The 12761-nt window shown below is 47.9% G+C and carries 13 protein-coding genes and 2 rRNA genes (1 of these 15 cut by a window edge); 6 read left to right on the top strand and 9 right to left on the bottom strand.

Annotated elements, in window-relative coordinates; genetic code table 11:
- Nucleotides 1–18: 18 nt before the first annotated feature.
- Nucleotides 19–570 (top strand): DUF1415 domain-containing protein, encoded by a 552-nt coding sequence (locus EP25_RS0108935; protein ID WP_031433554.1) that lies wholly within the window; start codon nucleotides 19–21, stop codon nucleotides 568–570.
- 36 nt (nucleotides 571–606) lie between these two features.
- On the opposite strand, the gene EP25_RS0108940 is transcribed toward EP25_RS0108935, so the two are convergent.
- A complete protein-coding gene (locus EP25_RS0108940; RefSeq protein ID WP_051906501.1) occupies nucleotides 607–1446 on the bottom strand; it encodes a TPR end-of-group domain-containing protein in 840 nt (279 codons plus the stop codon).
- Between the two features lie 93 nt (nucleotides 1447–1539).
- Between EP25_RS0108940 and EP25_RS0108945 the strand changes: the two genes are divergently transcribed.
- Nucleotides 1540–1851, top strand: a complete 312-nt coding sequence (locus EP25_RS0108945) for a DUF2288 domain-containing protein (RefSeq protein ID WP_031433556.1) — start codon at nucleotides 1540–1542, stop codon at nucleotides 1849–1851.
- Nucleotides 1852–2009: 158 nt separating this feature from the next.
- Here the strand turns inward: EP25_RS0108945 and EP25_RS23245 are convergent, their stop codons facing one another.
- Nucleotides 2010–2399: a protease complex subunit PrcB family protein gene (locus tag EP25_RS23245; RefSeq protein WP_235185872.1), complete on the bottom strand. Its 390-nt coding sequence runs from the start codon at nucleotides 2397–2399 to the stop codon at nucleotides 2010–2012.
- Nucleotides 2400–2556: 157 nt separating this feature from the next.
- Complete coding sequence (locus tag EP25_RS0108955; RefSeq protein WP_031433558.1) at nucleotides 2557–3114, bottom strand: hypothetical protein; 558 nt, start codon at nucleotides 3112–3114, stop codon at nucleotides 2557–2559.
- A gap of 324 nt (nucleotides 3115–3438) precedes the next feature.
- Between EP25_RS0108955 and EP25_RS0108960 the strand changes: the two genes are divergently transcribed.
- Nucleotides 3439–4269, top strand: coding sequence for a sulfotransferase domain-containing protein (locus EP25_RS0108960; protein ID WP_031433559.1), 831 nt, complete (start codon nucleotides 3439–3441; stop codon nucleotides 4267–4269).
- Nucleotides 4270–4534: 265 nt separating this feature from the next.
- Here EP25_RS0108960 and EP25_RS0108965 read toward each other — a convergent pair whose 3' ends face one another.
- Nucleotides 4535–4978: a HEAT repeat domain-containing protein gene (locus EP25_RS0108965; RefSeq protein ID WP_031433560.1), complete on the bottom strand. Its 444-nt coding sequence runs from the start codon at nucleotides 4976–4978 to the stop codon at nucleotides 4535–4537.
- A 149-nt stretch (nucleotides 4979–5127) separates the two neighbouring features.
- On the opposite strand from EP25_RS0108965, the gene EP25_RS0108970 reads away from it, so the two are divergent.
- Nucleotides 5128–6462, top strand: a complete 1335-nt coding sequence (locus EP25_RS0108970) for an IS1380 family transposase (protein ID WP_031433561.1) — start codon at nucleotides 5128–5130, stop codon at nucleotides 6460–6462.
- A 178-nt stretch (nucleotides 6463–6640) separates the two neighbouring features.
- Here the strand turns inward: EP25_RS0108970 and EP25_RS0108975 are convergent, their stop codons facing one another.
- Complete coding sequence (locus tag EP25_RS0108975; protein WP_031433562.1) at nucleotides 6641–6943, bottom strand: hypothetical protein; 303 nt, start codon at nucleotides 6941–6943, stop codon at nucleotides 6641–6643.
- Nucleotides 6944–7151: 208 nt separating this feature from the next.
- On the opposite strand from EP25_RS0108975, the gene tnpA reads away from it, so the two are divergent.
- Nucleotides 7152–7583, top strand: coding sequence for an IS200/IS605 family transposase (tnpA, locus tag EP25_RS0108980; RefSeq protein ID WP_031432165.1), 432 nt, complete (start codon nucleotides 7152–7154; stop codon nucleotides 7581–7583).
- 453 nt (nucleotides 7584–8036) lie between these two features.
- Entirely contained in the window at nucleotides 8037–8303 is a 267-nt protein-coding gene (locus tag EP25_RS23600; RefSeq protein WP_031433564.1) for a hypothetical protein, read from the top strand.
- Between the two features lie 72 nt (nucleotides 8304–8375).
- Here the strand turns inward: EP25_RS23600 and EP25_RS23860 are convergent, their stop codons facing one another.
- The 4 genes from EP25_RS23860 to EP25_RS0109005 form a co-directional block, all read right to left on the bottom strand.
- Nucleotides 8376–8825, bottom strand: coding sequence for a group II intron maturase-specific domain-containing protein (locus tag EP25_RS23860; RefSeq protein WP_327036946.1), 450 nt, complete (start codon nucleotides 8823–8825; stop codon nucleotides 8376–8378).
- Between the two features lie 65 nt (nucleotides 8826–8890).
- Complete coding sequence (gene ltrA, locus EP25_RS23865; RefSeq protein ID WP_235185873.1) at nucleotides 8891–9607, bottom strand: group II intron reverse transcriptase/maturase; 717 nt, start codon at nucleotides 9605–9607, stop codon at nucleotides 8891–8893.
- Between the two features lie 1212 nt (nucleotides 9608–10819).
- Nucleotides 10820–10935: ribosomal RNA gene (gene rrf / locus EP25_RS0109000) — 5S ribosomal RNA — on the bottom strand.
- A 157-nt stretch (nucleotides 10936–11092) separates the two neighbouring features.
- Nucleotides 11093–12761: ribosomal RNA gene (locus tag EP25_RS0109005) — 23S ribosomal RNA — on the bottom strand (it continues 1226 nt past the right edge of the window).

Here is a 12761-nt window from a genome sequence, read left to right on the forward strand (position 1 = left end):
CTTTTTTATTGCCTTTCAATGTCCATGCATACCCATCCTGCCATTTCGGCCACCCGCAACTGGCTGCAATCATTTATCATCGCCTACGATATCTGCCCTTTCGCCCGCCGCGTCCACGAGCAAGACCGAATTCGCTATGCCTTAGTCAGCGGCAATGATTGGGAAAACCTCTTGACCGAATTGATTGCCGAATGCAAACTGCTCGACGCCGAGCCGGAAACAGAAACCACCTTACTGATATTTCCGGATTCACTGAGCCGTTTCGACAACTACCTGGATTTTCTTGAAATCGCCCAACAATTGCTCATCGACCAGGGTTATGAAGGCATTTATCAGCTCGCCAGCTTCCACCCCCATTACTGTTTCGCCGACAGCGATGAAACCGACGCGGCCAACTACACCAACCGCTCCCCATTTCCCATGCTGCATATCATACGAGAAGCCAGTATCGAAAAAGCCCTGCAATATTATCCGAACCCGGAAACCATCCCGCAACGCAACATGGAACTAACCCGAAAACTGGGCCTAAAAAAACTTCGCGCCCTATTGGAAAGCTGTCTGGCAACCTGAGCCGGCGTTCCTTCGCCTTACAACAGATATGAAAATTTATTTATAGTAATTGAACTGATCGCCTTTCTTTTTCTTCGCCCTGGCTTCTTCCGCCTCCCTTTTCTTCTGCGCCAGCAATTCTTTTTGTTTTTCCACCTCGGCTTGCACCATCGCGTCATAATGGCGTTTCAACATCGAATCGGTCGGGCGTGGCGGCAAATCCAGCTTGATCTCTTCCACTTCTTTCAAGCCTCTCCGAGTTCTTCGATCATTTTCGGCCTGTTCGGCCAAGGCCACTTTAACTGTCCCCAAAAACTCTTGAAACCACTGTTCATTGCGAACCGACGCCATATCCGGGTCATTCATCACATCCTGCTCGTCCGGCAAACTGCCCGACTCCCGCGACTGTTCCAACGCTTTCAAACAGGCCTCGTTATCGCCGCGCAAGGCATATATGCAGGCCAAGTTATAGGAAGCGCTGCCCTTTTGGATCTGTTCAGCCTTTAGAAAAAACTCCATGGCATTGTCATAGCGCGGATCTTCCGGTAACGCATTAGCCAAGCGCGCCATCTCCATATAAGCCACCCCACCGTCGATAGCGCCTCCCAAATGACTCGGCGCCACCAATAAACAAAAAGTGAACTTGTCGATCGCCTCCTTATATAAAGCGATGGCGTCTTCGGAGTCCTTGCCTCGCGCTTGATGCAACAAACCGAATCCCCAATTATGCAGTGCTTCCGCCGAATTCACGTCACCGGCAACAACCTTGGCGAAGCCTTGATAGGCGCTTTTATATAATTGTTCTGCCTTGCCGCCATCACTCTTGCGTGCTTGGGCAATCTGTTTTTTGGCATTTTTCAACAGCGAACTCTTGGATAGCGAACCGAATAACGACATGAAGCGACTCCTCACTGACTGGTTATTGATATTGTAATTGTTTTAAAATGACCGCAAATAGTACAACAGCCTGTCGCATCAGAAAACGCTTAAATGTCCGAATCCCCAATAAATCTCGAAAAAGAAAAAGTCAACCTGGAAACCTCACTGATCCCCTGGAGCGAGTTGCAACGCTTCTTCGCCGGGGGGCGGGCGATCTTCGTCGCCCAGGAACTGGATCTGGTCGAAGTGGCCTATCAATTGTCCAAGGACAACAAAACCTTGGTGCAACAGTGGCTGGAAAATAACCAAATAGGCCATGTCAGCGACAAGCAAGCGCGGGAATGGTTCGAAAAAGCGAGCGAAGTCTGGGCGGTCGTCGTCAAACCCTGGGTGCTGGTGCAGGAACAGGCGGCGAAACCATAACTTCCTGAAGCCCGTTCCGGTCTTTTCCATGTTCCAGCCTGGAAAAAAACTTGGGTAAATTGCCGCCAAGCTAAGCAGATCGAATACCTCCTTGCTGAAACATGGGAAACGTAAACGAAACTGCTCAGGCTAAATTCGGGCTAATCGCTACCACATTATTATTGCAAAGCCAAAAACTCAACCGCTAATTCCGTCGCTTGCAACGAAATCAAATGCGAAGGTTGCGTGATGGCTTGGCCACACACCGAACCGGTCTTTGCTTCGCGATACTTAACCAGCAAGCGCTTGTCAACCTCTTTCTCAATGGTTTCTATCGTCACCTTATAGCAAGTATTTGGCCGATCGCCCAGAAAAACGCCAAGCACCATCGTTTTATTAAAATCAATTGCAGGAGCGGTTGGCGCGGGCTGAATATTCTTGGTGTGCTCAGTCCACAACTCATTCCAGGACCTTGCATCTTTAACAGCAACGAATCGCTGTCCGTTGATCGCCGAATGATTCGCTTGTCGTGAATGGCACCACTTGCGTTGGATCCTCCGCAAGATCATCGGCACATCCGTAACCAAACAGAGCAACCGATAGCAATACTGAAAATAAAAGTCTGGTTTTCATAAACAATTATCATTGAATGGACGAACGGAATAAATGAAAAGCGAACGCTGCGCAATCCGATTAAACAGCTTTGTTGTGCAATTCGACCAACAACTATTTCCAACTGAACTCGCCGTCAAACTCCGTGCAGTTGGCAACAGATAGAGACGCATCATCGATATAGATTTGTTTCGCCGCCGAGACCGAATAAGTTAAATATTCGGAACACTCCGTACTTTGTCCGGTGCCAACGATGACACTGGTTTCCGGTTTAAGTGTACAGATTACTAACTTGTCCAGAGGCGACCACTGGTAACATATTTCATAGTCGGCGCGGTAGGTTGAGATTCTACCAGCGGGCTCACGAAACGCCCACCATTTTCCAAATTTACTGTTCGGGTTAGTACTGTTCCAGGCTCGGAACAGTGTGACTTCAGCGCCCGCTTTACTCTTATAGAACTGGCCCTGACATAGCTTGGCTTCATTGGGATTACCCAAAGCCTTATTTAATAGCTGCTCGTCGTCGACCGGCTCAAACTCGCTTGCTAAATCCTCGGGCAGATTTGAATTCCCCAAACAAAATTGGGCGGACTCTTGTATTTCTGTCTCGATAGGATAGTTGGCGCAACCATGAAGAGTGAACAACAGAATGGTGGTAAACAGACTTCTCATAACAAGTTCCGATTTGGATTGCCGTGTCCTGAGAATAGCTCAAATGCAATATACATCCTTTAGAACTCAATCGATCGGGTCTGAACTTTTGGCTCGGTGACCGGTGCGAGTGATTTATCCTACACCTGACAAGAGAAATAAGAGGGGCGAATTCGATGCGACCGATGGCTTTTTGAAATGCTGAGTTTTTCAGCAGAGATTTTTTGGCTTATTGACTCCGGCCGGCTAATGAGAGACCCCTTTGTTTTTTTGGCTGATGGGGACATGATTCAAGCTATAATTATCGGCCGGATCGCTATTTGTTGCTATTTTTGGTTATAAGTTATGTATATCAACTGGAATCTTTCAGAAAAAAAGCTGGCCAAGCTCAAGGCCCTCGACGTTATCATATTATCTGTAGGTAAAAGCGGTAGGACATGGCTGAGAGTGCTCCTTAACAAGTACCTCTCCCTGCATTACGATGTTGCTTTCGACCTCGGCCAGCTTGACGAGTATAATCCAAACATCCCCCGGATAGCCTATTCGCATGAAATGTGGATACATTATTCCGACGCAAGCTGGCTGCAACGCCTTAAAGGAAAGCACATAATTCCCAACAACATACTGAGACAAAAAAAGGTTGTACTGCTCTATCGGGACCCAAGAGATGTAGTGGTTTCACTTTATTTTCAGAAGACACTACGGTCTGACAACAAGATATCCTGCAGCATTAGCGACTTTATAAGGCACCAGCAATACGGAATAGATAGAATCATAAAAGTGCTCAGCATATGGGAAGAAAGACTGAAAGATCATCCGGCTTGCCTGCGGTTAAGTTACGAGTCCATGAAAACCGATGTCCGGACTGAACTATACAGACTTCTTGAGTTCATCGGCATCAATGATATAAACGAGTCCTATCTTGATGAAGCGATAGAGTTCTCTTCATTCACTAATATGAAGAAGATGGAGCAGCAGGACAGCTTCAACAACAAGATATTAAAGCCAGCGGATCCGGGCAACCCCGATTCGTTTAAAGTACGAAAAGGCATGGTGGGAGGATATGCTTCTTACTTCGACAATGAGGACTTGGCATATCTGAATAATGCGATAAGAGCCCTGCCCCCCTCCTACGGATACGCTGCCGACACACCGTACGAAAAAAAACCAGCTTGAGAAAAACCAGGTAGAGTAGAGAACAGGTTGCCAAAGTGGGGAAGCGTAATGTAACCGTTCACCGCACCTTGCCAAAGTGCGTAGCTTCTATTAGGGACAGCTTAGTCGGGGGAATGCTCACTCCCCATGCGTGCGTATGCTAGGCTAATCTCACTTACCGCCCTTGAGCAAAAGCTACGAGCGTCTCCCCCAACACCCTGGATTTACATTGACCCGCATTATGTTGGATCTCATGGCCTGAGACGAGAGTTTCCAAACAGCTTCTTTACCCGAGTTTGTTTAGCGTTTTCTGTGCAATGTCACGAAAATAAGAATCTTCATGTTTTAGTAATTCCTGTAAGGACGGCTTTGCTTCTTTGATTTTCAATTTAGACACAGCTTTTATTGTAGAATCAAGTACGTCCAAGTCCGCTTCTTCTAATAACTTAAGCAAATCCGATACGGTTTCTTTTTTACCCAATTTAACAAACGCCTTAACCATACCCGAGCGACCTCTATAGTGCTTGTTTGTTACTATAGACTTTAGTCTTTGATAATATTTCTCATAATGAGACTTTAATATTGGTTTAATCAATTCGTAAATAGTGAAGCCGATCATCTGCCGTACATCTATTGTATACAGTTCATCCATTGAACTAATTCCTTTATATTCCGGTTTTGATTGAAAATATTCAAGAGCATCGAGCGTACTACAATCAATAAATTTCATGTTATTGTTTTCAAATTGCTCAAATAGAATGTCTAATAATTTAACCTGAATCCGTGACTTAAGAAGTGATAATCTCTTCTATCCTAATGATTTAACAAGCTTAATCTGGGATAATGTCGTTATTTCTTCATTCACCCACTCAGTGAATCATGAAACGATTTATCCTGGAGCAGTCAGAAACTGAATTTTATACCAGCCATTCCGGATTAGCCTTAGTGGGCTTATGTTTGAATCAGTATGGCCAACTCAATCAAGTGCTGGATAAGGGTATTCCATTGCGCCACGGTATCGCTCATGCCGATATTATCAAAAGCATGATCGGGTCGCTTTGCCTGGGCAAGAGCGATTTCGAAGCGATTGAGAATTACCGCGACGACGACTATTTCAAAACCGCGCTGTCGATTCAACAAGTCCCCTCCAGCGCTCGCCTTAGACAACGGTTGGACGAACACGCCGATGCACTATTGCCGCTCGTTTATCAGAGCAACATCGATTTTCTGGCCCACGCGCAAGTCCCGGTAACGCCGTTAGCCACTGGTCATGTGGCGCTGGATATCGATGTTTATCCGATGAACAACGAAAAAACGCGCAAGGAAGGCGTCTCCCGAACCTATAAAGGATTCGACGGCTATGCCCCCATCGCGCTTTATTTGGGCCAAGAAGGCTGGTGTCTTGGCAACGAACTGCGCGAAGGCAAGCAACATTGCCAATACGAATTCCTCTATTCCTTGGAGCGCGGACTGACTGCAGCCAAGCGTCTGACACCCTTGCCGTTACTTGTTCGCCTGGATAGCGGGCATGACGCTCTCGACAACCGAATTGTCTTACAGGAAGACGAGCAAGCCGAGTTCATCATCAAATGGAATCCCCGTAAACAGAATGCCGATGCTTGGCTAGCCTACGCCGAGCAACACGGACAATGGGACACACCACGTGAAGGCAAACGGGTGGCCTTATTTAGTGTCACGGAGGAACACACCCGAAACGGCCAAACCTATTCCTGTCGTCGCGTCATGCAAATCACCGAACGAACAACAACGGCTAAGGGACAACTCCTGCTGTTCCCTGAGATCGAGATGGAAGGCTGGTGGACAAGCCTAGCTTCTACCGAATATGACGACACATTGATCGTTCAACTGTATCGTGATCATGCCACCGCCGAGCAATTTCACAGCGAGTTTAAAACGGATCTGGACATCGAACGCTTGCCTTCGGGCAAATTCGCCACCAACGATGTCATCATGACCCTGAGCGCCTACAGCTACAATATCTTGCGCTGGATCGGCCTGATCGGCTTACTGGGGCAACAAAGCCCCATTCGGCATCCGGCCAAACGACGCCGCATCAGAACCGTCATTCAAGAACTCATGTATCTGGCCGCCCGTTTGATCCGTACCGGTCGCCGGTTAAAACTGCGCTTTTCCAACGCTTGCCCCGGCTTTATCGCGTTTGAATCGACCTACACAAAACTCGCCGCCGGTTAACCCTTCAACGTTTTCAGCTTCAAACCATCAGCGTGGCAACACCGCGTTTAATCTCTCTTTGCCCAAAAAACGCCATACCCCTATTATTTTCTCAAAACCTACGAAAAAAAGTTTCAATAATCCTCAGTTAAACTCGACTTTATTGATAGCGTTATAAAATCTCCGAATTTTGGAAAACTCAAGAATTAATTTCCCAACCAATAATTGAAGTCACTGATTCAGGTTTAACTAATTTCTCATCAGAAAGCCATTTTACACAAGAAATATTTCTATAAATGCCTTCCTTTATCGACGCAGTCGTCTCTCCTTCAATATATTCAAGTAAGTAAAAGATAGCTTCTTCATGATTAAACCCAGGCTTTTGTATATCAAATAAATCATTTATGTGAAATTGATGCATAATATCAAGCAATTTTGAACTTTGCATGGCCTGTATTTTTTTTATTTCCTCTTCTCTCGTTTTTTCTTCATTTGTTGCCATAAATCTTAATAAACCAAACTTAATTATAAATTATCACCATATGCGCCTAAATCCTCGAGAAATTTAGGAGTTACATTATATTCTTTAAATAGATCCTGAATCTGTGACTTCAATTATTGGTTGGGAAATTAATTATCCATCATAAGGTTTAAACCACCGGCTTTAGCCGGTCAGCTTTAGCTGCGATAATTTGCCCAAGGAGGTGGCGATGGACTATAGATACGGCAGCCATACGGTTTACCAAATTGAGTATCATTTTGTTTGGGTTACGAAGTATCGTTATAAAGTGCTGAAGGATGAAATAGCCGAACGAGTGAGAGACTTGGTGCGGCAGACATGCGAAGCCTTTGAGATACGGATTATCAAAGGTGTCGTGAGCAAAGATCATGTGCACATTTTGGTGAGTGCGCCGCCGACTATGGCCCCAAGCGAAATCATGAGGCGAATCAAGGGACGAACTTCGAGCTATCTGTTCGAAGAGTTCCCGCACTTGAAAAAGCGATATTGGGGTCGACATTTTTGGGCCCGCGGTTATTTTTGCGCCACAGTGGGGCAAATGACTGATGAGATGATAAAGCAATATTTGGAGCATCACTTTGAACCTAATCCAAACGATAATTTCAAGATGGAGCCCGACTAAGACGCGTCGTTTAGTCGACGCGTATCCGGACTTTCAGTCCGTTATTGGAACCCACCCGCTTGAGCGGGTGGTTGTTTAGTCCTGAGTTTTCCAAAATTCGGAGATTTTATAGCGCTATCAATAAAGGCGAGTTTGACTGATAATCAACTCGGCGCTGAAACGCAGTCGTAAAACTTCTCTGATTTTTCGCATTGCAATTCGTTTGGCTGCCATATCCTGTTCCAAAAATCGGCACAGGATACTCAAGATTAAAAAAAACAATGCGTTAGGAAGGATTCTGGCAATCTGAACAGCGATTCCGGCAACTTGAACACCGATTCTGGAAATTGCCCCAAAAGTGTTCAACTTGAATCAGAATCAGTGTTCAACTTCGATCAGAATAACTGTTCAGATTGAATCAGAATCGGTGTTCAGGTTGGGCCAGAATATACACAAGTCAAAAATAAACTGGCCGTGGTCGACTATCGCCAACAACCTGGGCCTAAGCAACTCAGCTTCACCGAACTGAGCGACGATGTTGTCGTGTACGAATACAGCGTCCTGGTGACCTCTCTGGAACAGGAAGCCCTCAACGTGGCTCAGCTCTATCGGGACCGCGCTGATGCCGAAAACAACTTTGACGAACTGAAGAATCACTGGGGCTGGGGAGGCTTTACCACCCAGGATCTCAAATTGATGCTGTATGCCATCGGTAAACACAAACCCGCAATGGTCGAGTAGGCCGCGGGAACCGCCCCCACAGCCTCTCACAGAACCGTACGTGAACCTCTCGATTCATACGGCTCTTATCATTCAGTCAGTAACACGTAGCAAAGACCAGTGCACGAACAACTTTGGATATTGGGATTTAACCCGCTGGATCCATCGCTTCGCTCGCTTGTGATTGCTGCCGTGCTTTTTGTATTTCCGCTTGACCCATTTCAAGATCAGTCGATCCAGATGATGCGCCAGAAAAAGCAGACTCGATTTGAAAAAGATATTATAGTAGTTAATCCAACCACGAATGACCGGATTGATTCTCTGCGCCAATTCGCCAATCGTGTACTCTCTTCTGCGCGGGAGTTTCCAATCCCTGATCTCCGCATAGATTGATTTCTTGGCTTTCGGAGCGATTGCCGGCGAAAAATTCACGAAGTATTGACCATATCGATTGCGCGAGAGTCTCGCGCGAAAACAATACCCCAGAAAATCAAAACTGACCACAGGATAGTGGTCTGTTCGATTATCATCCTGGCAATACACAATTTTCGTTTTCGCCGGGTGCAACTCGACTCCGCACTGCTCCAGTCGGGCCGCAATCGCCTGTTTCAGGCTTTTCGCTTCCTCTTCAGATCGGCAGCATCGTCAGCATATCTCTCAAAGGGAATGCCGGGGTAGTTTCGCTCCATCCAGTGATCGAACCCATAGTGCAGAAAAAGATTGGCCAATAGCGGACTGATGACTCCACCTTGCGGTGTCCCCAGCGTCCTTTCTTCTACGGTCCCACACGGCAACTGAACTGAGGCTTTCAGCCATCTTTCGATGTACAGAAGTATCCAGGGTTCTTGTGTGTGTTTCTGCACCGCCCGTAACAGCAGTTCATGGGGAATCGTATCAAAGAAACCTTTGATATCTAAATCGATGACCCAGTCATACTGCCAACAGCGTTTCCGGGTTTGTGCCAGCGCATCATGCGCTGAACGGTTGGGCCGATAACCGTAGGAATCGTGATGGAAGATCCTTTCCAGCTCCGGTTCCAGGTAGGTTTTCACAACCATTTGGGCAATCCGGTCACCCACCGTGGGAATGCCCAGCGAGCGACTTTCCCCATTCCCTTTGGGGATGTCGACCCGACGGATCATCGGTGGCATATAGCTCCCCGAGGACAGGCGATTCCAGATCTTGTACAGATTGTTTTTCAGGTCTTTTTCAAAGTCCTCAATCGAGCACTGATCGACACCGCAGCCGCCCCGGTTACGCTTCACCCGCTGGTAACTTTCCCAGACGATGGTTTTGGATATACAAAATGACTTTGTTTTACTCAATCTGTTCCTCCGAATCGAGTCCGTTGACAAAACGGTAAAACTGAATGATTTGCCCCCTTCGCTCCAGTTCCATTACAGAACCTTCCTCACTACTACAAGGCAATCCGCCCCTGTACCGGGTATTGGTACTCTCACGGGCTAACCCGTTTCTTCCTTGACATCCCGGTGACAGGTTCCCACGTTCCGTAGTTAAGCCTGTGATCAGTTCGCGCCATCTCTATACCGGCCGCCGCATGATCAGTAATCGGATTGCTTTCATGCTTATCCCGGGAATGTCCAAGCTTCCCGGTTTTGACGACAACAGTCGGTTTTTCGATACCTCATCAATGGTTCACTTGCGCTCGCCTCCTGATCACGCACCTGACATCTATACCATGCCTTTTCTTCATCGCTCACTACCAAAGCTCTTTACTTCAGCAGCATGAAGGGGTTTGACGCCTGCTTCCGAAAGCCGACGCCGAGGGGCCCGCCCTCATCTTCACTACAGTTACAGTTTCTTCTGAAACTTTACGTGGCACACTTGGACAAAACCGCCTGACAGGCGGCAGTACTCACGCCGAAGCGGAAAAAGTGGAACAGCGCTATTGCCGCTTTTTTCAAAGAACTTCGGGCAACTGCGGAGCAGTTGACGGATCGTCAACGCTGGTGTCGAATCCTGAGTTTAGCTCTCGTGAAATACTTACAAGGGCGCCAATTGCATCCGCCTGAATGTTTGCCGGCACCTAGCTGTTGAATGCAGATATTGCCGGTAGAAAATTGCTCCTGCATTTTCGACATTCCCGACTTCCTTGTCGGTCAGAGCCTAAATCTGCCGTCTGTGTAGGCAAAGCTTCCGCGTCCTGCTCACGCTCCTTACCTACGTCCCTGTAGGCAAAGCTTCCGCGTCCTGCTTATTCACAGGGACGTGATGTATGCCGGTTTTGCTGGTAGAAAATTGCTCCTGCATTTTCTATCTTTCCACCATCCTTGGCGGTCAAAGCAAAAACCGGTCACGCAAAGCACAGGGATGTGCTGAATGCAGATTTTGCAGGAGCATAAATCTGCCTTGCTTATGACCGCCAAGGATGGCGGAAATGCCGATATTGCAAGGAGCCCTTATTTATCGGCCGTCCCTGTAGGCAAAGCTTCCGCTCCTGCTCACGCTCCTTACCTACATCCCTGTAGGCAAAAAAAAACCCGTCCAGGATTCTGAACGGGTTTTTTGGATTAAACGCTTGGCGATTCCCTACTTTCACATGGCAACCTGCCACACTATCATCGGCGCTAAGAGGTTTCACTACCGAGTTCGGGATGGGATCGGGTGGTTCACTCTCGCTATGTTCACCAAGCAAACGGTGTTAGTGGGATTTTAGTTTTTTACCCACTGTCATGGTCAGCTCAGCTTTCACTGTCTAACCCATGGAAATCTGTATCAGTTCTCGTGCATTGAGCGGTTATTAGCTTTTATACAACACGCTCTCGATTCGCAAACCGATTGGGTGTTATATGGTCAAGCCTCACGGGCAATTAGTATCAGTTAGCTTCACACATTACTGCGCTTCCACACCTGACCTATCAACCTTGTCGTCTCCAAGGGCCCTTCAGGGGACTCACGGTCCCAGTGAGATCTCATCTTGGGAGGGGCTTCCCGCTTAGATGCTTTCAGCGGTTATCCTGTCCGATCATAGCTACCCGGCAATGCCACTGGCGTGACAACCGGAACACCAGAGGATCGTCCACTCCGGTCCTCTCGTACTAGGAGCAGCTTCCCTCAAATCTCAAACGCCCACGGCAGATAGGGACCGAACTGTCTCACGACGTTCTGAACCCAGCTCGCGTACCACTTTAAATGGCGAACAGCCATACCCTTGGGACCTGCTTCAGCCCCAGGATGTGATGAGCCGACATCGAGGTGCCAAACACCGCCGTCGATATGAACTCTTGGGCGGTATCAGCCTGTTATCCCCGGAGTACCTTTTATCCGTTGAGCGATGGCCCTTCCATTCAGAACCACCGGATCACTAAGACCTACTTTCGTACCTGCTCGACTTGTACGTCTCGCAGTCAAGCACCCTTATGCCTTTGCACTAATCTCCTGATTTCCGACCAGGATTAGGGTACCTTCGTGCTCCTCCGTTACTCTTTGGGAGGAGACCGCCCCAGTCAAACTACCCACCATACACTGTCCCTAACCCGGATCACGGGTCGAGGTTAGAACTCCAAACATACCAGGGTGGTATTTCAAGGTCGGCTCCACGACAACTGGCGTCGCCGCTTCAAAGCCTCCCACCTATCCTACACAAGTAGGCTCAAAGTCCAGTGTAAAGCTATAGTAAAGGTTCACGGGGTCTTTCCGTCTAGCCGCGGGTACACTGCATCTTCACAGCGATTTCAATTTCACTGAGTCTCGGGTGGAGACAGTGTGGCCATCGTTACGCCATTCGTGCAGGTCGGAACTTACCCGACAAGGAATTTCGCTACCTTAGGACCGTTATAGTTACGGCCGCCGTTTACCGGGGCTTCGATCAAGAGCTTCTCCGAAGATAACCCCATCAATTAACCTTCCGGCACCGGGCAGGCGTCACACCCTATACGTCCTCTTTCGAGTTTGCAGAGTGCTATGTTTTTGCTAAACAGTCGCAGCCACCAGGTTAATGCTACCCCTTTCCGCTCCAGCCGCAGGGCCTTCACGTAACAGAGGCGTACCTTCTCCCGAAGTTACGGTACCATTTTGCCTAGTTCCTTCACCCGAGTTCTCTCAAGCGCCTTAGAATTCTCATCCCACCCACCTGTGTCGGTTTGGGGTACGGCTCGTCATAACCTGAAGCTTAGAGGTTTTTCTTGGAAGCAGGGCATCAATCACTTCGTCTCCTTATAAAGAGACTCGTCATCACGTCTCAGCATTAAGAGTCCGGATTTGCCTAAACTCTCTGCCTACGCGCTTAAACTACCTAGTCCAACAGGCAGCTGACCTAGCCTTCTCCGTCTCCCCATCGCAGTTATCACAAGTACAGGAATATTAACCTGTTTTCCATCGACTACGCCTTTCGGCCTCGCCTTAGGTGCCGACTAACCCTGCGTCGATTAACGTTGCGCAGGAAACCTTGGGCTTTCGGCGTGGAGGCTTTTCACCTCCATTATCGTTACTCATGTCAGCATTCGCACTTCTGATACC

The organism is Methylomarinum vadi (assembly GCF_000733935.1).
In the GTDB taxonomy this organism is placed as follows: domain Bacteria; phylum Pseudomonadota; class Gammaproteobacteria; order Methylococcales; family Methylomonadaceae; genus Methylomarinum; species Methylomarinum vadi.